The sequence below is a fragment of the Enterobacter hormaechei subsp. xiangfangensis genome (assembly GCF_001729785.1).
Taxonomy (GTDB): domain Bacteria; phylum Pseudomonadota; class Gammaproteobacteria; order Enterobacterales; family Enterobacteriaceae; genus Enterobacter; species Enterobacter hormaechei_C.
Map to the genome: position 1 here is coordinate 1,368,332 of NZ_CP017183.1, position 21,896 is coordinate 1,390,227.

21 protein-coding genes and 5 tRNA genes are annotated in these 21,896 nt (G+C 53.8%); 20 read left to right on the plus strand and 6 right to left on the minus strand.

Annotated features, from left to right (window positions below):
• The first annotated feature begins 16 nt into the window (after positions 1-16).
• The 19 genes from mngB (at position 17) to pnuC (ending at position 14,830) form a co-directional block, all read left to right on the plus strand.
• Entirely contained in the window at positions 17-2,653 is a 2,637-nt protein-coding gene (gene mngB / locus BFV63_RS06430) for a mannosylglycerate hydrolase (RefSeq protein WP_048241137.1), read from the plus strand.
• A 679-nt stretch (positions 2,654-3,332) separates the two neighbouring features.
• Positions 3,333-4,901, plus strand: coding sequence for a cytochrome ubiquinol oxidase subunit I (cydA, locus tag BFV63_RS06435; protein WP_003858601.1), 1,569 nt, complete (start codon positions 3,333-3,335; stop codon positions 4,899-4,901).
• Positions 4,902-4,916: 15 nt separating this feature from the next.
• Positions 4,917-6,056, plus strand: a complete 1,140-nt coding sequence (gene cydB, locus BFV63_RS06440) for a cytochrome d ubiquinol oxidase subunit II (protein WP_069597468.1) — start codon at positions 4,917-4,919, stop codon at positions 6,054-6,056.
• A 14-nt stretch (positions 6,057-6,070) separates the two neighbouring features.
• Entirely contained in the window at positions 6,071-6,184 is a 114-nt protein-coding gene (gene cydX / locus BFV63_RS06445; protein ID WP_003858598.1) for a cytochrome bd-I oxidase subunit CydX, read from the plus strand.
• Positions 6,184-6,474 carry a cyd operon protein YbgE gene (ybgE, locus tag BFV63_RS06450; protein WP_003858596.1) on the plus strand — a complete coding sequence of 97 codons (291 nt, stop codon included), beginning with the start codon at positions 6,184-6,186 and terminating at the stop codon, positions 6,472-6,474. Before cydX ends, ybgE begins: the two co-directional genes overlap by 1 nt.
• A 148-nt stretch (positions 6,475-6,622) precedes the next feature.
• A complete protein-coding gene (ybgC, locus tag BFV63_RS06455) occupies positions 6,623-7,027 on the plus strand; it encodes a tol-pal system-associated acyl-CoA thioesterase (RefSeq protein WP_003858593.1) in 405 nt (134 codons plus the stop codon).
• Positions 7,024-7,716, plus strand: coding sequence for a Tol-Pal system protein TolQ (gene tolQ / locus BFV63_RS06460; protein ID WP_003858590.1), 693 nt, complete (start codon positions 7,024-7,026; stop codon positions 7,714-7,716). The genes ybgC and tolQ overlap by 4 nt, the downstream gene beginning before the upstream one ends.
• Positions 7,717-7,719: 3 nt before the next feature.
• Entirely contained in the window at positions 7,720-8,148 is a 429-nt protein-coding gene (gene tolR, locus BFV63_RS06465) for a colicin uptake protein TolR (protein ID WP_003858589.1), read from the plus strand.
• 28 nt (positions 8,149-8,176) lie between these two features.
• Positions 8,177-9,424, plus strand: coding sequence for a cell envelope integrity protein TolA (gene tolA, locus BFV63_RS06470; RefSeq protein ID WP_003858583.1), 1,248 nt, complete (start codon positions 8,177-8,179; stop codon positions 9,422-9,424).
• A 100-nt stretch (positions 9,425-9,524) separates the two neighbouring features.
• Positions 9,525-10,817: a Tol-Pal system beta propeller repeat protein TolB gene (tolB, locus tag BFV63_RS06475; protein ID WP_017384962.1), complete on the plus strand. Its 1,293-nt coding sequence runs from the start codon at positions 9,525-9,527 to the stop codon at positions 10,815-10,817.
• A gap of 34 nt (positions 10,818-10,851) precedes the next feature.
• A complete protein-coding gene (gene pal / locus BFV63_RS06480) occupies positions 10,852-11,373 on the plus strand; it encodes a peptidoglycan-associated lipoprotein Pal (RefSeq protein WP_003858578.1) in 522 nt (173 codons plus the stop codon).
• 9 nt (positions 11,374-11,382) lie between these two features.
• Entirely contained in the window at positions 11,383-12,171 is a 789-nt protein-coding gene (gene cpoB, locus BFV63_RS06485) for a cell division protein CpoB (protein ID WP_003858574.1), read from the plus strand.
• 161 nt (positions 12,172-12,332) lie between these two features.
• A tRNA-Lys gene (locus BFV63_RS06490) sits at positions 12,333-12,408 on the plus strand.
• Positions 12,409-12,435: 27 nt separating this feature from the next.
• Positions 12,436-12,511 (plus strand) — tRNA-Val (locus BFV63_RS06495).
• 3 nt (positions 12,512-12,514) lie between these two features.
• Positions 12,515-12,590: transfer RNA gene (locus tag BFV63_RS06500), tRNA-Lys, on the plus strand.
• A 41-nt stretch (positions 12,591-12,631) separates the two neighbouring features.
• A tRNA-Lys gene (locus BFV63_RS06505) sits at positions 12,632-12,707 on the plus strand.
• A 31-nt stretch (positions 12,708-12,738) separates the two neighbouring features.
• Positions 12,739-12,814: transfer RNA gene (locus tag BFV63_RS06510), tRNA-Lys, on the plus strand.
• Positions 12,815-13,044: 230 nt separating this feature from the next.
• Positions 13,045-14,088: a quinolinate synthase NadA gene (nadA, locus tag BFV63_RS06515; protein WP_057059380.1), complete on the plus strand. Its 1,044-nt coding sequence runs from the start codon at positions 13,045-13,047 to the stop codon at positions 14,086-14,088.
• Positions 14,089-14,110: 22 nt separating this feature from the next.
• Positions 14,111-14,830 (plus strand): nicotinamide riboside transporter PnuC, encoded by a 720-nt coding sequence (pnuC, locus tag BFV63_RS06520; protein ID WP_022650623.1) that lies wholly within the window; start codon positions 14,111-14,113, stop codon positions 14,828-14,830.
• On the opposite strand, the gene zitB is transcribed toward pnuC, so the two are convergent.
• Positions 14,827-15,765: a CDF family zinc transporter ZitB gene (gene zitB / locus BFV63_RS06525; protein ID WP_045894962.1), complete on the minus strand. Its 939-nt coding sequence runs from the start codon at positions 15,763-15,765 to the stop codon at positions 14,827-14,829. The genes pnuC and zitB overlap by 4 nt on opposite strands.
• A gap of 99 nt (positions 15,766-15,864) precedes the next feature.
• On the minus strand, positions 15,865-16,224 hold the full coding sequence (locus tag BFV63_RS06530) for a protein YbgS (RefSeq protein WP_003858566.1): 360 nt from the start codon (positions 16,222-16,224) through the stop codon (positions 15,865-15,867).
• Between the two features lie 304 nt (positions 16,225-16,528).
• Between BFV63_RS06530 and aroG the strand changes: the two genes are divergently transcribed.
• Entirely contained in the window at positions 16,529-17,581 is a 1,053-nt protein-coding gene (gene aroG / locus BFV63_RS06535; protein WP_003858564.1) for a 3-deoxy-7-phosphoheptulonate synthase AroG, read from the plus strand.
• A gap of 61 nt (positions 17,582-17,642) precedes the next feature.
• Here aroG and gpmA read toward each other — a convergent pair whose 3' ends face one another.
• The 4 genes from gpmA to galT all read right to left on the minus strand — a co-directional run bounded on the left by gpmA (position 17,643) and on the right by galT (position 21,895).
• Positions 17,643-18,395, minus strand: coding sequence for a 2,3-diphosphoglycerate-dependent phosphoglycerate mutase (gpmA, locus tag BFV63_RS06540; protein ID WP_003858562.1), 753 nt, complete (start codon positions 18,393-18,395; stop codon positions 17,643-17,645).
• Positions 18,396-18,660: 265 nt separating this feature from the next.
• On the minus strand, positions 18,661-19,704 hold the full coding sequence (gene galM, locus BFV63_RS06545) for a galactose-1-epimerase (protein WP_003858560.1): 1,044 nt from the start codon (positions 19,702-19,704) through the stop codon (positions 18,661-18,663).
• Complete coding sequence (gene galK / locus BFV63_RS06550) at positions 19,698-20,846, minus strand: galactokinase (protein ID WP_023324336.1); 1,149 nt, start codon at positions 20,844-20,846, stop codon at positions 19,698-19,700. The genes galM and galK overlap by 7 nt, the downstream gene beginning before the upstream one ends.
• 2 nt (positions 20,847-20,848) lie before the next feature.
• Positions 20,849-21,895: a galactose-1-phosphate uridylyltransferase gene (gene galT, locus BFV63_RS06555; protein ID WP_045336995.1), complete on the minus strand. Its 1,047-nt coding sequence runs from the start codon at positions 21,893-21,895 to the stop codon at positions 20,849-20,851.
• Between the last annotated feature and the right edge of the window lies 1 nt (position 21,896).

Genomic DNA, 21,896 nt, shown 5'->3' on the forward strand with positions numbered 1-21,896 from the left:
CTGACAGGAAACGAAGATGAAAGCTGTATCTCGCGTTCATATCACGCCACATATGCACTGGGACCGGGAGTGGTACTTCACCACCGAAGCGTCACGTATTCTTCTGGTCAATAATATGGAAGAGATCCTTACCCGTCTTGAGCAGGACGCAGAGTATAAATACTACGTTCTCGACGGCCAGACGGCGGTGCTGGAAGATTATTTTGCCGTGAAACCGGAAAACAGGCCACGCGTGAAGGCGCTGGTGGCGGCCGGGAAGCTGATTATCGGGCCGTGGTATACCCAGACGGACACCACCCTTGTCTCCGGCGAGTCGATTGTCCGAAATCTGATGTACGGCATTCGCGACTGTCTGGCCTTTGGCGAGCCGATGAAAATTGGCTATCTGCCGGACTCCTTCGGCATGTCTTCCCAGCTGCCACACATTTACAACGGTTTTGGCATCACGCGCACCATGTTCTGGCGCGGGTGTTCCGAGCGGCATGGTACCGATAAAACCGAATTTCTCTGGCAAAGTCAGGACGGCAGTGAAGTGACGGCACAGGTGCTACCGCTGGGCTACGCGATTGGTAAGTACTTACCGGAGGATGAGGCCGGGCTGCGCAAACGGCTCGACACGTACTTCGAGGTGCTGGAAAAAGCCTCCGTGACGAAAGAAATTTTGCTGCCTAACGGCCATGATCAGATGCCGCTCCAGCAGAACATCTTTGCGGTGATGGATAAGCTGCGCGAAATCTATCCGCAGCGTCAGTTTGTGATGAGCCGCTTCGAGGAGGTGTTTGACCACATTGACGAGCACCGCGATGAACTGGCGACGCTGAAAGGGGAGTTTATTGACGGTAAATATATGCGGGTGCACCGGACAATAGGCTCCACGCGAATGGACATCAAAATCGCCCACGCCCGGATAGAGCATAAAATCGTCAATGTCCTTGAGCCGCTGGCCACGCTTGCCTGGACGCTGGGCTTTGAGTATCACCACGGCTTGCTGGAAAAAATGTGGAAAGAGATCCTCAAGAATCACGCCCATGACAGTATCGGCTGCTGCTGTAGTGACAAAGTGCATCGTGAGGTGATGTCACGCTTCGAGCTGGCGGAAGACATGGCCGATAACCTGACATGCTTCTATATGCGCAAGATTGTCGACAACATGCCGCAGTGCGAGGAAGACAAACTGGTGATGTTTAACCTCACGCCCTGGCCGCGTGAGGAAGTGATTAACACTACGATACGTCTGCGCGCCAGCCAGTTCCGCCTGCTGGACGATAGGGGGAATGAAATCCCTTACTGCCTGCGCAGCGCGCGTGAAATCGACCCCGGCTTAATAGACCGGCAGATTGTGCATTACGGCAACTACGATCCCTTTATGGAGTTTGATATCCAGCTCAACCAGATCCTGCCATCAATGGGTTACCGCACGCTCTATATCGAGCCGCACGTGGCTGGCAAGCTGCTGGCGCCAGAAACAACGTCGGAGGCATTACTGGAAAATGCTTTCTGGGAAATAACGTTAAACGACGACGGCACCCTGCGTCTGCTCGATAAAGCGTCCGGGCTTATCTATGACCGCGCGCTGGAAATAGAAGAGAGCTCGGATGATGGCGATGAGTACGACTACTCGCCTTCACGGGAAGAGTGGAGACTCACTTCCGCGCAGGGCGAGCATGAGGTTAAGGTGATCCACGAGGCCTGGCAGAGCAGGGCGGTGATCCGCCATCGCATGGCGGTGCCGGCGGATCTCGCTGAACGTTCTGCGCGTCAGCAGACGGGAACGCTTGAGGCAGAGCTCACGGTCACGCTCAGCCATAACAGCCGACGTATCGACATTGAGGCGCGTCTCGGAAATCACGCGGATGACCACCGTGTTCGGGTGTTGATCCCGACGCCCTTCACCGCAGACACGGTGTTAGCTGATACCCAGTTCGGTTCGCTGACGCGACCTGTACAGGATGAAGCGATGGCGAACTGGCAGGAGGAGGGCTGGAAGGAAGCGCCGCTGCCGGTGTGGAATCTGCTTAACTACGCGGTGCTCCAGGAACGGCGTAACGGGATGGCGCTGTTTACCGAAGGGTTACGCGAATTTGAAGTGACTGGCGAGCGTCAAAAAACGTTTGCCCTGACGTTGCTTCGCGGCGTGGGGGTACTTGGGAAGGAAGATTTACTGCTGCGCCCCGGCAGACCGTCCGGGATCAAAATGCCGGTGCCTGATTCGCAGATGCGGGGCCAGTTAACCTGTCGCTTTAGCCTGTTCAGTTTTAATGGTACGCCCGTCAGTGCTGGTGTTGCGCAGCAGGCGAAGTCGTGGTTAACGCCAGTGCACTGTTATAACAAAATTCCGTGGGATGCGATGAAGCTTAACCGCGCCTCTTTCACCACCCCCTGTAGCTATAGTCTGCTAACGCTGGCGCCTAACGGATGCGTACTCAGTGCGCTGAAAAAAGCGGAGGATCGTGACGAGATGATTCTTCGTCTGTACAACCCTTCGGAGACCCGCTCCTGTGACGTGGCTTTGTCTGTGAACCGTGAGGTCCAGGCCTGCTGCGAAACGGACATGAATGAGGTGTACAAGGCGCACGGGGAAGAGGGCTCAGCCATTACGGGGTCTTTCCGGCCAGGCCAGTCACGTACCTTCAGCATAAAAATTGAAAGGTAATCCTCAAAATAAAATAAAGGCCGCATTCCTGCGGCCTTTATTTCATCAAATAGTCACGAAAGGGTGTTAATTTTAAGATTATTAAAAGTGAATAAAATGTAATCGTTTCGGCAGGTAGCAAAGCGAAAGAAAAATACTGTGAAGCAGATAACATTATATGTTTATCTTCCGGCAAAATGCGTTTTTTCACGCGCGTTAATAAAAATCACAACTGTTTATATTATCCTCTGGCTTTTATAACCATCAACGCCTTTAAATGTACATATCATTAACAAGGTTTTTACTATCCGCACCACAAAGAAACATCATTAACAGCTCTGGCCGTTTTTGATTTAAATCAATGTTTAATCCTTGGAAAAAGGCTCTAAAAGGCGTTAAATTGTTCCCGATCAAAATGGCCGAAAAGTGGTAATTTTGCTATAAATTGATCGCCGTCGAAAAACGTAAATCTGTTCGAATAAAAACCTGTTTATTGTAAGGGTTTTGCAGCGTATTATATTTACGGGATCAATTTGGTTTTTTCTTAACGTATTTGTAACCTTTCATCATTGCTTTTTCCTCATGTAGAGAATAAGCAACGAAGAAGGGAAGCAGATAACTTTGTATTGGGGCATGCGTGTGGATCCTTATCTAACGGGGTTCACTCTCGGAGTCTTCATGCGATGAGCAAGGAGTCATAATGTTAGACGTAGTCGAACTGTCGCGCTTACAGTTTGCCTTGACCGCGATGTACCACTTCCTGTTTGTGCCGCTGACGCTCGGTATGGCGTTCCTGCTGGCCATCATGGAAACGGTTTACGTCCTCTCCGGCAAACAGATTTATAAAGATATGACCAAGTTCTGGGGCAAGTTGTTTGGTATCAACTTTGCGCTGGGCGTGGCAACCGGTCTGACCATGGAGTTCCAGTTCGGGACAAACTGGTCTTACTATTCCCACTATGTGGGGGATATTTTCGGTGCGCCGCTGGCCATTGAAGGTCTGATGGCCTTCTTCCTCGAATCCACCTTTGTAGGTCTGTTCTTCTTCGGTTGGGACCGTCTGGGTAAAGTCCAGCATATGGCGGTAACCTGGCTGGTGGCATTAGGCTCCAACTTGTCCGCACTGTGGATCCTGGTGGCGAACGGCTGGATGCAAAACCCAATCGCATCTGATTTCAACTTCGAAACCATGCGTATGGAGATGGTCAGCTTCGCTGAGCTGGTCCTGAACCCGGTTGCCCAGGTTAAATTCGTTCACACCGTGGCGTCTGGCTATGTGTGCGGCGCGATGTTCGTGCTGGGCATCAGCTCCTACTATATGCTGCGCGGCCGTGACTTCGCGTTCGCCAAGCGTTCTTTTGCTATTGCAGCAAGCTTCGGTATGGCCGCGATTCTGTCCGTTATTGTTCTGGGTGATGAATCCGGTTACGAAATGGGCGACGTGCAGAAAACCAAACTCGCCGCAATTGAAGCTGAATGGGAAACCCAGCCGGCACCAGCAGCGTTTACCCTGTTCGGCGTGCCTGACCAGGAAGCGCAGGAAAACCGCTTCGCCATTCAAATTCCTTACGCTCTGGGTATTATCGCCACGCGCTCCGTCGACAAACAGGTGACTGGCCTGAAAGATCTGATGGTGCAGCATGAAGAGCGTATCCGTAACGGGATGAAAGCTTACTCGCTGCTGGAACAGCTGCGCGCCGGCTCTACCGACCAGGCCGTTCGCGATCAATTTAACGACGTGAAGAAAGACCTCGGTTACGGTCTGCTGCTGAAACGCTATACCCCGAACGTCTCTGACGCGACGGAAGCGCAGATTCAGATGGCAACCAAAGACTCTATTCCACGCGTTGCGCCGCTGTACTTCGCGTTCCGCATCATGGTGGGTTGCGGCATTATCATGCTGCTGATCATCGCGGCCTCGTTCTGGTCAGTCATTCGTAACCGTATCGGTGAGAAAAAATGGCTGCTGCGCACCGCGCTTTACGGTATCCCACTGCCATGGATTGCTATCGAGTCCGGCTGGTTTGTTGCGGAATATGGCCGTCAGCCGTGGGCGATCGGTGAGGTGCTGCCAACAGCGGTAGCGAACTCCTCCCTGACCGCAGGCGACCTGATCTTCTCCATGCTGCTCATTTGCGGTCTGTACACCCTGTTCCTGGTGGCTGAACTGTTCCTGATGTTCAAGTTCGCGCGCCTTGGCCCAAGCAGCCTGAAAACCGGACGCTATCACTACGAGCAGTCTGTTGCGACTACTCAGCCGGCACGCTAAGACAGGAGTCATCAAATGATCGATTATGAAGTATTGCGTTTTATCTGGTGGCTGCTGATCGGTGTTCTGCTGATTGGTTTCGCGGTCACCGATGGTTTCGACATGGGCGTGGGCATGCTCACCCGTTTCCTCGGTCGTAATGACACCGAGCGTCGAATCATGATCAACTCCATCGCCCCGCACTGGGACGGTAACCAGGTGTGGCTGATCACCGCAGGCGGCGCGCTGTTCGCTGCCTGGCCGATGGTCTACGCGGCTGCGTTCTCCGGCTTCTATGTGGCGATGATTCTGGTGCTGGCCTCTTTATTCTTCCGTCCGGTGGGTTTCGACTACCGTTCCAAGATTGAAGACACCCGATGGCGTAACATGTGGGACTGGGGCATCTTCATCGGTAGCTTCGTTCCACCGCTGGTCATTGGTGTGGCGTTCGGTAACCTCTTGCAGGGCGTACCGTTCCACGTCGACGAATATATGCGTCTGTTCTACACCGGTAACTTCTTCCAGTTGCTGAATCCGTTTGGTCTGCTGGCGGGCGTGGTGAGCGTGGCGATGATCATCACCCAGGGCGCAACCTATCTCCAGATGCGTACCGTAGGTGAACTGCACCTGCGTTCCCGCGCTACCGCTCAGGTGGCGGCGCTGGTGACGCTGGTCTGCTTCGCGCTGGCTGGCGTGTGGGTGGTGTACGGTATTGATGGTTACGTGGTGACCTCCGCGATCAACCATACTGCACCGTCTAACCCGCTGACCAAAGAAGTGGCGCGTCAGGCCGGTGCATGGCTGGTGAACTTCAACAATACTCCTGCGCTGTGTGCTATCCCGGCTCTGGGTGTGCTGCTGCCGCTGCTGACCGTGCTGACGTCTCGTCTGGAAAAAGGCGCTCTGGCGTTCGTATTCTCTTCACTGACGCTGGCGTGCATCATCCTGACGGCGGGGATTGCGATGTTCCCGTTCGTGATGCCATCCAGCACCATGATGAATGCCAGCCTGACCATGTGGGATGCAACGTCCAGTCAGTTGACGCTGAACTTAATGACCTATGTTGCTTGCGTGTTCGTACCGATTATCCTGCTCTACACCACCTGGTGTTACTGGAAAATGTTCGGTCGCATCACTAAAGAACATATCGAAAGCAACACCCACTCTATGTACTAAGTAAGGAGCTGAATATGTGGTATTTCGCATGGATTTTAGGGACGCTTCTTGCCTGTGCGTTTGGTGTCATCACTGCCCTGGCACTTGAGCATGTAGAAGCGACCAAAGCAGGTGAAGAAAAGCACTAATGAATATTATCGCAACCTTATATGCGGTAATGGATAAGCGCCCCCTGAGGGCGCTTTCCCTCATTATGGCATTACTGCTGGCAGGCTGTATCTTCTGGGACCCGTCGCGCTTCGCGGCGAAAACCAGCGAGCTTGAAATCTGGCATGGCTTCCTGATTATGTGGGCTGTGTGCGCAGGCGTGATTCACGGTGTCGGCTTTCGTCCGAAAGCGCTACACTGGCAGGGCATCTTCTGCCCACTGATTGCCGATCTGGTTCTCCTCGCCGGTTTGATTTTCTTCTTCTTCTGAATAAGAAATGTCCGTTAACGTTATGGGCTTACCATGGCCCATAAAAATTTACTCTCCGTTTACTTTCCCCCATTCCAAACCATCATTCCCGCGCGTATAGTAGCGAAGTTTGAAAGCTCCAACTTTTCTTGTATTACCGGGATGTAAAGTGAATACAACGCTGTTTCGATGGCCGGTACGTGTCTATTACGAAGATACCGATGCCGGTGGTGTGGTCTACCACGCCAGCTACGTTGCTTTTTATGAACGGGCACGCACAGAGATGCTGCGCCATCATCACTTTAGTCAACAGGTGCTGTTGGCTGAGCGAGTTGCCTTCGTGGTACGCAAGATGACGCTTGAGTATTTTGCGCCTGCCAGACTCGACGATATGCTCGAAGTTCAAACAGAAATTACATCAATGCGCGGAACTTCACTGGTTTTCACGCAGCGGATAGTCAATGCAGAGAACACGGTACTGAACTCAGCTGAAGTCCTGATTGTCTGTGTTGATCCAACCATAATGAAGCCTCGTGCGCTTCCTAAGTCTATTGTCGCGGAGTTTAAGCAGTGACTGACATGAATATCCTTGATTTGTTCCTGAAGGCAAGCCTTCTGGTTAAACTTATCATGTTGATTTTGATTGGTTTTTCAATCGCATCCTGGGCCATCATCATCCAGAGAACGCGTATCCTTAATGCCGCTGGCCGCGAAGCCGAAGCGTTTGAAGATAAGTTCTGGTCGGGAATTGAGCTTTCTCGTCTGTACCAGGAAAGCCAGGGACGCCGTGATAACCTTTCAGGCTCCGAACAAATTTTCTACAGCGGTTTCAAAGAGTTCGCTCGCTTACATCGCGCTAACAGCCATGCGCCGGAAGCCGTGGTAGAAGGGGCGTCGCGTGCGATGCGCATCTCCATGAACCGCGAACTGGAAAATCTTGAAACGCATATTCCATTCCTCGGAACCGTTGGCTCCATCAGCCCGTATATCGGCCTGTTTGGTACGGTGTGGGGGATCATGCACGCCTTTATCGCCCTGGGGGCGGTGAAGCAGGCAACGTTGCAGATGGTTGCACCGGGTATCGCAGAAGCACTGATCGCGACCGCAATCGGTCTGTTCGCCGCAATTCCGGCGGTAATGGCGTACAACCGTCTGAACCAGCGCGTGAACAAACTGGAACTGAACTACGACAACTTTATGGAAGAGTTCACCGCGATTCTGCATCGTCAGGCGTTTACCAGCACCGAGAGCAACAAGGGGTAAACCATGGCCAGATCGCGTGGACGAGGTCGTCGCGAGCTCAAGTCCGAAATCAATATCGTTCCGTTACTGGACGTGCTGCTGGTGCTGCTGCTGATCTTTATGGCGACAGCGCCCATCATCACCCAGAGCGTGGAAGTTGATCTGCCGGATGCGACAGAATCACAGGCGGTAAGCACCAATGACGATCCTCCGGTCATCATTGAGGTTTCCGGCGTAGGGCAGTACAGCGTGGTGGTAGAGAAAGATCGTATGGATCAGCTTCCGCCAGAGCAGGTTATTGCTGAAGCGCAACGACGTCTGGAGTCAAATCCGAAGACGGTCTTCTTAATCGGTGGTGCGAAAGACGTACCATATGATGAAATTATCAAAGCGCTGAACTTGCTACATAGCGCGGGCGTTAAGTCAGTTGGCTTAATGACTCAGCCTATTTGATCATCTGCGTAGTTTTTGGGAACCGATAGTGTCAAAGGCAACCGAACAGAACGACAAGCTTAAGCGAGCGATAATCGTCTCCGCAGTGCTGCACGTAATTCTTTTTGCAGCGCTGATCTGGAGTTCGTTCGATGAGCACCTTGATGCATCAGGCGGCGGTGGGGGCTCGTCCATCGACGCCGTCATGGTGGATCCCGGTGCGGTAGTGCAGAACTATAATCGCCAGCAACAGCAGCAGGCGAGCGCAAAACGCGCGGAAGAACAGCGTGAAAAACAGGCGCAACAGCAGGCGGAAGAGCTGCGTGAAAAGCAGGCCGCCGAGCAGGAACGTCTGAAGCAGCTTGAGAAAGAGCGTTTGCAGGCGCAGGAAGCCGCTAAAGAGCAGGCGGAGCAGCAGAAACAGGCTGAAGCCGCAGCGAAGAAAGCTCAGGAACAGCAGAAGCAGGCGGAAGAGGCGGCAGCCAAAGCCGCGGCAGACGCGAAGGCGCAGGCAGATGCTCAGGCTAAGTTAGCCGCAGAAGCCGCGAAGAAAGCGGCTGCTGATGCGCAGAAGAAAGCGGAAGCCGAAGCTGCGAAGAAAGCCGCTGCTGATGCGAAGAAGAAAGCAGAAGCCGAAGCGGCGAAAAAAGCTGCCGCTGACGCACAGAAGAAAGCCGAAGCGGAAGCCGCCAAAAAAGCTGCGCAGGAAGCAGAGAAGAAAGCGGCTGCCGATGCTGCTAAAAAAGCGGCCGCCGCCGAGAAAGCTGCGGCAGAAAAAGCCGCCGCTGCGGAAAAAGCCGCTGCTGATAAAAAAGCGGCAGCTGAGAAAGCCGCTGCTGATAAGAAAGCTGCTGCTGAAAAAGCCGCAGCTAAGAAGGCCGCTGCTGCGGAAAAAGCCGCTGCCGCAGGGGTTGACGATCTGCTGGGCGACCTGAGCTCCGGTAAGAATGCACCGAAAACGGGCGGAGGGGCGAAAGGAAGTAACGCAGCACCGGCAGGAAGTGGTAACACTAAGAACAACGGTGCTTCTGGCGCTGAGATCAACGACTATAAGAATCAGATTGCCGCGGCTATTGCCAGCAGACTTAACGATAAATCGCTCTATACCGGGAAAACGTGCCGACTGCATATTAAACTGGCTACGGATGGTATGGTGCTGAGCGTTGAGTCAGAAGGGGGAGATGAAGCGTTATGCCAGGCTGCACTTGTGGCAGTGAATCAGGCAAAACTGCCAAAACCTCCATCACAGGCTGTCTATGAAGTGTTCAAAGACGCTTCGCTGAACTTTAAGCCATAAGCAGAGCTGCTGTTATCGGGTTCTGATAGTTTTGTGTATTTGAGTTTGTTAACCTTCTGCTAAATTATCCAGGACTTATTGTTCGGATAAGGGAGATATGATGAAGCAGGCATTACGATTAGCTTTTGGTTTTTTAGTACTGTTGACGTCAGCAGTGCATGCCACAGTAAGCATCGACATTACCGACTGGAACGACTCAGCGCGTCCAATCGGTGTCGTTCCGTTCCAGTGGGCAGGCCCGGGCGCTGCGCCTGAAGATATTGGCGGCATTGTTGCAGCTGACCTGCGTAACAGCGGTAAATTTAACCCCTTAGATCGTTCTCGTCTGCCGCAGCAGCCGGGTACAGCTCAGGAAGTTCAACCTGCTGCATGGTCTGCACTGGGTATTGATGCCGTGGTTGTCGGACAGGTTACTCCTGCGCCAGACGGCGGCTATAACGTCGCTTATCAGCTGGTGGATACCGGCGGTGCGCCGGGTACCGTTCTGGCTCAAAACACGTATAAGGTGAACAAGCAGTGGCTGCGTTATGCAGGCCACACGGCGAGTGACGAAGTGTTTGAGAAGCTGACCGGTATTAAAGGTGCGTTCCGTACCCGTATCGCGTACGTAGTACAGACCAACGGCGGCCAGTTCCCTTATGAGCTGCGCGTCTCTGACTACGATGGTTACAACCAGTTCACCGTACACCGTTCACCACAGCCGCTGATGTCTCCGGCATGGTCTCCGGATGGCTCTAAGCTGGCGTACGTGACCTTCGAAAGCGGCCGTTCCGCGCTGGTTATCCAGACACTGTCTAACGGTGCTGTGCGTCAGGTTGCGTCATTCCCGCGTCACAACGGTGCGCCTGCGTTCTCTCCGGACGGTACCAAACTGGCGTTTGCCCTGTCTAAAACCGGTAGCCTGAACCTGTACGTGATGGATATTGGTTCTGGTCAGATCCGTCAGGTCACGGATGGTCGTAGCAACAACACTGAGCCAACCTGGTTCCCGGACAGCCAGAATCTGGCATTTACGTCTGACCAGGCAGGTCGTCCACAAGTTTATAAAGTGAATATCAACGGCGGAGCAGCGCAGCGTATTACCTGGGAAGGTTCTCAGAACCAGGATGCTGACGTCAGTGCCGATGGTAAAACAATGGTAATGGTCAGTACTGCGGGTGGTCAGCAGCACATTGCCAAACAAGATCTGGTAACGGGGGGCGTACAAGTACTGTCGTCAACGTTCCTGGATGAAACGCCAAGTCTGGCACCTAACGGCACCATGGTAATCTACAGCTCTTCTCAGGGGATGGGATCCGTGCTGAATCTGGTTTCTACAGATGGGCGTTTCAAAGCGCGTCTTCCGGCAACTGATGGACAGGTAAAATCACCTGCCTGGTCGCCGTATCTGTAATAATAATTAATTGATTACTAAAGGAATCTTAGAAATGCAACTGAACAAAGTGCTGAAGGGGCTGATGATCGCTCTGCCTGTTATGGCAATCGCAGCGTGTTCTTCTAACAAGAACGCAAGCAATGACCAGAGCGGCGAAGGCATGATGGGTGCCGGCACCGGTATGGACGCTAACGGCAATGGCAATATGTCTTCTGAAGAGCAAGCGCGTCTTCAGATGCAGCAGTTACAGCAGAACAACATCGTTTACTTCGATCTGGATAAATACGACATTCGTTCTGACTTCGCTGCAATGCTGGATGCGCACGCAAACTTCCTGCGTAGCAACCCGTCTTACAAAGTCACCGTAGAAGGTCATGCGGACGAACGTGGTACTCCGGAGTACAACATCTCCCTGGGTGAACGTCGTGCAAACGCTGTTAAAATGTACCTCCAGGGTAAAGGCGTTTCTGCTGACCAGATCTCCATCGTTTCTTACGGTAAAGAAAAACCAGCAGTACTGGGTCACGACGAAGCGGCTTACTCCAAAAACCGTCGTGCCGTACTCGTTTACTAAGAGAATTGCATGAGCAGTAACTTCAGACATCATCTGATGAGTCTGTCGTTACTGGTTGGAATAGCGGCCCCCTGGGCCGCTTTTGCTCAGGCACCAATCAGTAGTGTCGGCTCAGGCTCGGTAGAAGATCGAGTCACTCAACTCGAGCGTATTTCTAACGCTCACAGCCAGCTTTTAACTCAACTCCAGCAGCAGCTTTCCGATAACCAGAATGATATTGATTCCCTTCGTGGTCAGATCCAGGAGAGTCAGTATCAGCTTAATCAGGTTGTGGAGCGCCAGAAGCAAATTTTGTTGCAGATGGATAGCCTGAACAGCGGCGGAGCAGCAGCACAGCCAGCAGCAGGCGATCAAAGCGGTGCGGCGACGCCTGCACCTGCGGCAGATGCCTCCGCGTCGTCTGGTGCGCCTGTACAGAGCGGTGACGCGAATACGGACTACAACGCGGCCATTGCCCTGGTGCAGGACAAATCGCGCCAGGACGATGCTATCGTTGCGTTTCAGAACTTCGTTAAGAAGTACCCTGATTCCACTTACCAGCCAAATGCGAACTACTGGCTGGGTCAGTTGAATTACAACAAGGGTAAAAAGGATGATGCGGCGTTTTACTTTGCCTCTGTGGTGAAAAATTACCCGAAATCACCGAAAGCGCCTGATGCGATGTATAAAGTCGGCGTGATCATGCAGGACAAAGGCGACACTGCAAAAGCCAAAGCGGTTTATCAGCAGGTGGTTGCGAAATTCCCGGGTACAGACGGCGCCAAACAGGCACAAAAACGTTTGAGTTCGATGGGTTGATTATCGCATGACCAGAAATCGCGTTATTTCTGGTCGTGCAGCATGATTCCTAAGCAGTTAAGTGATCTTCATCGAAATTTTTGTTGCGCAGAATTCTTAAATCAGTAATATATGCCGCCGTTGCCACGGGATATCAAACAACGTGAAAGCAGCGCAAAAGTGGGTCGTTAGCTCAGTTGGTAGAGCAGTTGACTTTTAATCAATTGGTCGCAGGTTCGAATCCTGCACGACCCACCACTTAAAGCAGTTCCGGCAGTACAGAGTGGGTGATTAGCTCAGTTGGTAGAGCATCTCCTTTACACGGAGGGGGTCGGCGGTTCGAGCCCGTCATCACCCACCACTCGGGTCGTTAGCTCAGTTGGTAGAGCAGTTGACTTTTAATCAATTGGTCGCAGGTTCGAATCCTGCACGACCCACCAATTTTATTGGTACCGAGTGATAATTCAGGCAACACCCGAATGGGTCGTTAGCTCAGTTGGTAGAGCAGTTGACTTTTAATCAATTGGTCGCAGGTTCGAATCCTGCACGACCCACCAGCCTGAATAGATTTGAAGTACATCCCGTAAGGGGTCGTTAGCTCAGTTGGTAGAGCAGTTGACTTTTAATCAATTGGTCGCAGGTTCGAATCCTGCACGACCCACCAATGTAAAAAGGCGCCCTAAAGGCGCCTTTTTGCTGTCTGTCGTTCGCCAGGGCCTTGCAGGTCGGGTAAGGCGAAGCCGCCACCCGACAGATGCTACCGGCATCATTTCCCGATGACATTCCCCCTCAAATTCGCTATCTTGTTTAGTATACAAAACACCATTGCCTCATTTTTGTTATCTCATGCAAAACAAAGGCAATATTGTTAAGCCAGTAAAACGAGAAGCCATAATGAGTGTGATGTTTGATCCCGAAACCGCAATCTATCCCTTCCCGCCAAAGCCTGCTCCGCTAAGCCGGGATGAAAAACAGTTCTATCGAGAGAAAATCAAGCGCCTGCTTAAAGAGCGTGATGCGGTGATGGTGGCGCATTACTACACCGACCCGGAAATTCAGCAGCTGGCGGAAGAGACGGGCGGCTGTATCTCAGATTCCCTGGACATGGCGCGTTTCGGTGCTAAACATCCTGCCTCCACGCTGCTGGTTGCAGGTGTGCGCTTCATGGGCGAAACGGCAAAAATTCTCAGCCCGGAAAAAACCATACTGATGCCGACGCTGAATGCCGAATGCTCCCTTGACCTCGGTTGCCCGATTGATGAGTTCACCGCCTTCTGTGATGCCCACCCTGACCGTACCGTGGTGGTCTATGCCAACACGTCTGCGGCGGTGAAAGCCCGGGCGGACTGGGTAGTGACGTCCAGTATTGCCGTTGAGCTGATTGAACATCTGGACAGCCTGGGGGAGAAAATCATCTGGGCGCCCGATCGTCACCTGGGAAACTACGTACAAAAACAGACCGGTGCGGATGTGCTGTGCTGGCAGGGGGCCTGTATCGTCCACGATGAGTTCAAGACCCAGGCGCTGACCCGGATGAAAGGCTTATACCCGGACGCCGCGATTCTGGTGCACCCGGAATCCCCGCAGTCCATCGTCGACATGGCGGACGCCGTCGGCTCAACCAGCCAGTTAATTAACGCGGCAAAAACGCTGCCACACAAGCAGCTCATCGTGGCGACCGATCGCGGTATCTTCTACAAAATGCAACAGGCCGTGCCGGAAAAAGAGCTGCTTGAAGCGCCAACCGCCGGAGAAGGGGCGAGCTGCCGAAGCTGCGCGCATTGCCCGTGGATGGCGATGAATGGGCTCAAAGCGATTTCGGAGGCGCTTGAGAACGGTGGCGCAGCGCATGAGATCCACGTGGATGCCGCTCTGCGTGAAGGCGCGTTAATTCCACTTAACCGTATGCTGGATTTTGCGGCTACACTACGTACTTAACTTATTACGCCCCGGAGAAAAAATGGATTTTTTTAGCACACAGAACATCCTGGTTCATATCCCGATTGGTGCGGGCGGCTATGACCTGTCGTGGATTGAAGCGGTGGGTACGCTGGCCGGTTTACTCTGTATCTGGCTGGCCAGCCTTGAGAAGATCAGCAACTATGCGTTCGGGCTGATAAACGTCACGCTGTTTGCGATCATCTTTTTCCAGATCCAGCTCTACGCCAGCCTGCTTCTACAGCTGTTCTTCTTCGCGGCCAATATCTATGGCTGGTACGCCTGGTCTCGGCAAAACAGTCAGCAGGAGGCGGAACTGCAAATCCGCTGGCTGCCGTTGCCAAAAGCCATCGCCTGGTTCGCGGCCTGCGTGGTGGCTATCGGCTTTATGACCGTCTTTATTGATCCGGTATTTGCCTTCCTGACGCGCGTGGCGGTCTCGGTCATGTCGGGTCTGGGATTGAACGTGACGATGCCTGAGCTTCAGCCGGATGCCTTCCCGTTCTGGGATTCCTGCATGATGGTGTTGTCGATTGCCGCAATGATCCTGATGACCCGTAAATACGTTGAGAACTGGCTGCTGTGGGTGGTCATCAATGTCATTAGCGTGGTGATTTTTGCCCGCCAGGGTGTTTATGCCATGTCGCTGGAGTATATGCTCCTGACCTTCATTGCTCTCAACGGCAGCCGCATGTGGATTAACAGCGCGCGTGAGCGTGGCTCTCGCGCGCTTTCCCGTTAATGATGATGTGCGTGTGAGTGGCCGGACTGCGCCTCGTTAAGGTGGCAGTCTGGCCCGCTGCAAGGCTGGTACTCCATCTGGATAGTGGAGTGCGCAATCTCATAGTGATGCTCGAGGAAATGCTGAATACGTTCAAGCAGCGCGTCGTGATCGTGGGGTGGAACAACCTGAACGTGCAGCGTCATAAGAGGTTTCTCACCCACCAGCCAGACGTGAACGTGATGGACGTTACGAACCTCAGGAATGGAGCGACTCAGGTTGCGCTTCAGTTCGCCAATATCCAGTGATGTGGGCGCGCCTTCCAGCAGCTCATTGACGCTCTCTTTTAACAGCCGCCAGGCGCTGCGCAATACCAGGCACGATACCAGCACGGAAAGAATCGGGTCGATGGGGGTCCAGCCCGTACCCATAATGATCAGCGCGGCCACAATCGCACCAACAGAACCCAGCAAATCACCGAGCACGTGCAGCGCTGCGGCCCGCACGTTCAGATTTTTTTCGCTGCTGCCGCGATGTAATATCCAGAACGCCAGAATATTGGCGACCAACCCGGCAATGGCGATAACCATCATTGTCGTCCCGGCTATCGGTTGTGGATGCCGAAAGCGCTGAAAAGCCTCCCAGACGATAAGAATAGTAATGACCACCAGTGCAATCGCATTCACAAAGGCGGCAAGCGTGGTCAGTCTGAGCCAGCCAAAGGTGTGGCGGGTATTGGGAGGGCGACGGGCAAACTGCACGGCCAGCAGAGCAAACAGGAGCGCGGCAGCGTCGGTCAGCATGTGTCCTGCATCGGCCAGCAGCGCCAGCGATCCGGATATCAGCCCGCCTGTGACCTCAATAATCATAAAGGTGGCAGTGACGCCAAAAGCCAGCAAAAGCCGTTTGGCATTTTCATCACCAGTGGAGTGGGAATGGGAGTGGGAGTGCGCCATGGTATCGTTCCTGATTTATTATTATTTTTAGTGTAGCGTTTTTAAGAGCTTAAATAAAAAAGGAGAGCATTCGCTCTCCCTGTTTTACCTTATGGAAGGTTACTGGGTAGTACCGTCCGTTTTGGTATTGGCATCGCTGCCCACTTTGTCATTCGGGTCCGGGCATTTCCCGTCTTTACAGACTGAGTTTTTATGCACCTCGTCGGTAGTCATACCCTCATGGTTCATCGTGCCTGTGTTCGTCCCGCCAGTATTGGTATTGCCCGTGTTGATATTACTGTTATCAACATTGTTTGGCGCGATATTCTGTTTTGCATCCGGCGCAACCTGGCCTGCTTCGGCAGCGGCATTCGCGTCGCCGTTGCTGCCGGATGAGCCTGCATCAGCAGCCAGTACGCTACCGCTTGCCAGGGTAAGGGTTGCCGTCAGGAAAAGCGTAGTCAGTTTCGTCATTTTCATCATGGTGCTCCTGTTCTTATCGTTACGCTGGATAACATTCTCCAACAGTGCATCTTGTTCAGTGGCGAAAGATTCCGGACTCCTGAATTATGTCAGGATGGAATCGCGTATAAATATTTAAAAACAGTCGTTACAAGTAAAAAGCTTAGGCCAGATCTCATTTTTCGCTATTTTGTTGCGTATTTTAGGCGAATTCCAGGAATTATCTGCGCGAAGTGTAAAAGCCCGTTTACACTTCGTGGCCGACAAGTTAGATTGAAAGGATTGCTTTCATTACTAAAGATATGGCAGAGCCGGAAAGAAGATGAATTATCAGAACGACGATTTACGCATTAAAGAGATCAATGAGTTATTACCTCCCGTAGCGCTCCTTGAAAAATTCCCCGCCACCGAAAATGCCGCCAACACGGTGTCTCATGCCCGCAAGGCGATCCACAAGATCCTGAAAGGTAGCGACGATCGTCTTCTGGTAGTGATCGGGCCATGCTCCATTCACGATCCTGCTGCGGCCAAAGAGTATGCGTCGCGTCTGCTCGCCCTGCGTGAAGAGCTGAAAGGCGAACTGGAAATCGTGATGCGCGTTTATTTCGAAAAACCGCGTACCACCGTGGGCTGGAAAGGGTTAATCAACGATCCGCATATGGACAACAGTTTCCAGATTAACGACGGCCTGCGCATTGCGCGTAAGCTGCTGCTGGAGATCAACGACAGCGGGCTGCCTGCTGCCGGAGAATTCCTCGATATGATCACCCCGCAGTATCTGGCTGACCTGATGAGCTGGGGCGCTATTGGTGCGCGTACGACTGAATCTCAGGTTCACCGCGAGCTGGCGTCTGGCCTGTCATGCCCGGTGGGTTTCAAAAATGGCACTGATGGCACCATCAAGGTCGCCATTGACGCCATTAATGCGGCGGGCGCGCCGCACTGCTTCCTGTCGGTGACCAAGTGGGGCCACTCGGCTATCGTGAATACCAGCGGTAATGGCGATTGCCATATCATACTGCGCGGCGGTAAAGAGCCTAACTATAGCGCTAAACACGTAGCGGAGGTAAAAGCAGGGCTGGAGAAAGCAGGTCTGGCACCGCAGGTGATGATCGATTTCAGCCATGCCAACTCCAGCAAACAGTTCAAAAAGCAGATGGAAGTCGGCGCAGATGTGTGTCAGCAAATCGCCAGCGGTGAACGCGCAGTGATTGGGGTGATGATTGAGAGCCATCTGGTTGAAGGCAACCAGAACCTGGAGGGCAGCGAGCCGCTGGTCTACGGTAAGAGCGTGACGGATGCCTGCATTGGCTGGGACGATACCGATGCGATCCTGCGTCAGCTGGCGGATGCGGTTAAAGCGCGTCGCGGCTAAGTATTTCGCGGGTAATAAAAAAGCGTGGATTTCTCCACGCTTTTTTTATGTCCGGCAAATATTACTTCGCTTTACCCTGGTTCGCCACGGCTGCCGCTTTTGCAGCGATTTCGTCGGCGTTACCCAGGTAGTAATGTTTAACTGGCTTGAAGTTTTCGTCGAACTCGTACACCAGCGGCACGCCGGTAGGGATGTTCAGCTCGAGGATTTCATCTTCACCCATGTTGTCCAGGTATTTCACCAGCGCACGCAGGGAGTTACCGTGAGCAGCGATAATGACACGCTCGCCGCTTTTCAGGCGTGGCAGAATGGTTTCGTTCCAGTAAGGCACAACGCGGTCGATGGTCAGCGCCAGGCTTTCGGTCTGCGGCAGTTCAGCCTCAGTCAGCTTCGCGTAACGCGGATCGTGGCCCGGGTAGCGCTCGTCATCTTTGCTCAGCTCTGGAGGCGTAACCGCAAAACCACGACGCCACTGCTTAACCTGCTCGTCACCGTATTTTTCTGCGGTTTCCGCTTTGTTCAGACCTTGCAGCGCACCGTAGTGACGCTCGTTCAGTTTCCAGGATTTCTCAACCGGCAGCCAGGCCTGATCCAGCTCGTCCAGAATGTTCCACAGGGTATGGATGGCACGTTTCAGCACAGAGGTGTAAGCAAAGTCAAAGGTGAAGCCTTCTTCTTTCAGCAGTTTACCTGCCGCTTTTGCTTCGCTCACGCCTTTCTCGGACAGATCAACGTCATACCAACCGGTGAAGCGGTTTTCGTTGTTCCACTGGCTTTCGCCGTGGCGCACCAGGACAAGCTTAGTATTAGCCATTTCTTACTCCTCAAGCATTTTGAATGATAACAATTCTCATTATATTGCCGTGACTGTGCCAGCAGCAACGCTTAACCCTAACCATAGCGAAAATAGTTCGAGAGTGTAAGATGCATGTGAATCCAGGGTTATGATTTTGTCTGCGATCGCCGCTATTTTCAGCAAGGCGGAGATAAAAAAGCCCTCGCGGTGAGGGCCAGGCTTTTTTGCCGGATGGCGCTTCGCTTATCAGGCCTACATTTGTAGGCCCGTGCGCCGCCGGACATTAAGCGCGCGGAATGAAATGATACTCGGTGACGCTTACGTACTCTTCACCCGGACGTAGCACGCAGTCCGGCTGCGGCCATTCAGGATGGTTAGGACTGTCTGGCAGGAACTCGCTCTCCAGCGCCAGGCCTTGCCAGGCGCCGTAGGCGTCATGTTCGCGCGCCGTGGTACCCTCCAGATAGTTACCGGAATAGAACTGTAGGGCGGGGGCGGTGGTGTAGACCGTCATCTGTAACTTCTCATCAGCAGACCAGACCTGTGCGGCAGGTTGAGAAAGATCGCCTTTCGCCTGCAACAGGAAAGCATGGTCGTAGCCTTTCACCTTGCGCTGATCGTCATCACTCAGGAAATCCTGGGCGATGGTTTTCGGCTGACGAAAATCAAAGCTATTACCGCTTACCGGTTTCAGCCCCTGATAAGGGATACCCATCTCATCGACCGGCAGATACTCGTCCGACAGGATCTGGAGTTTGTGGCTGCGGACATCGGTCTGATTACCGTCAAGGTTGAAATAGGCGTGGTTAGTCAGGTTGACCGGGCACGGCTTATCGACGGTCGCGCGGTACTCAATGGCGATGCGATTATCTTCGGTCAGGGTGAAGCGCGCCGTTGCGGTGAGATTGCCCGGGAAACCCTGGTCTCCATCGAGGGAGTCCAGAGAGAACCAGACCTCACCGTCATTTTGCTGCACAATCTTCCAGCGACGTTTATCAAACCCTTCCGGGCCGCCGTGCAGCTGATTTTCGCCCTGGCTGGCAAGCAGGGAATACGTTACGCCGTCCAGCGTAAACCGGCTTCTGGCGATGCGGTTAGCGTAGCGGCCTATGGATGCGCCCAGAAAAGCGGTCTGCTCGATATACTGCTCCGGCGATGCGCAGCCGAGCAGGGTTTCGCGCACGCTGCCGTCAGGCATCGGTACGCGGGCAGAAAGTAACGTTGCGCCCCAGTCCATCAGCGTAACCACCATCCCGGCGCTGTTGCGCAGGGTTAACAGGCGATACGGCAGACCATCCGGTGCGAGTGTAGGTATTTCGTTTAGCACTGTCCGGCTCCTTGTGATGCTTTGCAGACATAGAAAGTTTCTTTGATGCCCGTTTTGGCTTCGTACTGTTTAGCCACTGCGTCCTGAATGGCAGGGACCAGCTCTTCCGGCACGAGGGCGACGACGCACCCGCCAAATCCGCCGCCGGTCATACGCACGCCGCCTTTGTCGCCAATCGTGGCTTTCACAATTTCAACCAGGGTGTCGATTTGCGGCACGGTGATTTCGAAATCGTCACGCATGGAGGCATGCGATTCGGCCATCAGCTCGCCCATCCGTTTCAGGTCACCTTTCGCCAGCGCGGAGGCGGCTTCTACGGTACGGGCATTTTCGGTCAGTATATGGCGCACGCGCTTCGTGACAACCGGGTCCAGCTCGTGGGCGACCTTGTTAAATTCATCAAGTGAGACATCACGCAGGGCTGGCTGCTGGAAGAAGCGCGCGCCGGTTTCGCACTGTTCGCGACGGGTGTTGTACTCGCTGCCCACCAGGGTGCGTTTGAAGTTGCTGTTGATGATCACCACAGCCGCACCTTTAGGCAGCGGAACCGCTTTGGTCCCGAGGGAGCGACAGTCAATCAGCAAAGCGTGTTCTTTCTTGCCCAGCGCGGAAATCAGCTGATCCATAATGCCGCAGTTGCAGCCCACGAACTGGTTTTCCGCTTCCTGACCGTTCAGGGCGATCTGCGCCCCGTCCAGCGGCAGATGATAAAGCTGCTGGAACACGGTGCCGACCGCCACTTCCAGAGATGCGGAAGAGCTTAATCCCGCCCCCTGCGGCACGTTGCCGCTGATCACCAGATCGGCCCCGCCGAAATTCTTGTTACGCTTTTGCAGGTGCTTCACCACGCCGCGAACATAGTTCGACCACTGCTGGCTGTCGTGGGTCACGATCGGCGCATCGAGGGAAAATTCGTCAATTTCGTTGCCGTAATCCGCGGCGATTACTCGCACATGACGATCGTCGCGTTTCGCACAGCTGATCACCGTCTGGTAGTCGATGGCACACGGCAGGACAAAACCGTCGTTATAGTCGGTGTGCTCGCCGATCAGATTAACGCGGCCTGGCGCCTGGATAACATGGGTGGCAGGGTAGCCAAATTTTTCAGCAAACAGGGATTGTGTTTTATCTTTCAGACTCATTTTTAGACTCCTGATTCGCGGTAATGGACGTCGCTAACGGCACGCAGACGTTCTGCCGCCTGTTCCGCCGTCAGGTCGCGCTGGGTTTCCGCCAGCATTTCATAGCCCACCATGAATTTACGTACCGTTGCTGAGCGCAGCAGCGGCGGGTAGAAGTGTGCATGTAACTGCCAGTGTTGATTCTCTTCGCCGTTAAACGGCGCGCCGTGCCAGCCCATGGAGTAGGGGAAGGAGCACTGGAAGAGGTTGTCGTAGCGGCTGGTCAGTTTTTTCAGCGCCAGCGCCAGGTCGTCACGCTGGGCGTCGCTGAGTTCGGTAATGCGCTGAACATGGGCTTTCGGCAGCAGCAGCGTCTCAAATGGCCACGCCGCCCAGTAAGGGACTACCGCAAGCCAGTGTTCGGTTTCCACCACGGTACGGCTGCCATCCGCCAGCTCACGCTGGGTGTAATCCACCAGCATAGGCGAACCGTTCTGGGCGAAATACGCTTTTTGCAGTCGGTCCTCACGCTCGGCTTCGTTCGGCAGGAAGCTGTTCGCCCAGATCTGACCGTGCGGATGTGGGTTGGAGCAGCCCATCGCCGCGCCTTTATTTTCAAACACCTGTACCCACGGATAGCTCTGGCCCAGCTCCGCGGTTTGCACCTGCCAGGTGCTGACCACCTCTTTCAGGGCATCCACGCTCAGCTCCGGCAGCGTTTTGCTGTGATCGGGCGAGAAGCAGATCACGCGGCTGGTGCCGCGGGCGCTTTCGCAGCGCATCAGCGGGTCATGGCTTTCCGGCGCGTCCGGCGTATCGGTCATCAGCGCGGCAAAGTCGTTAGTAAACACGAAGGTGCCTTTGTAGTCCGGGTTTTTATCGCCCGTCACGCGGGTATTGCCCGGGCAGAGGAAACAGTCCGGATCATGCTGCGGCAGCGTCTGTTTGGCAGGCGTCTCTTGCGCCCCCTGCCAGGGGCGCTTGGCGCGATGCGGTGAAACTAAAATCCATTGCCCGCTGAGCGGGTTAAAACGACGATGCGGGTGATCGACGGGATTGAATTGCGTCATG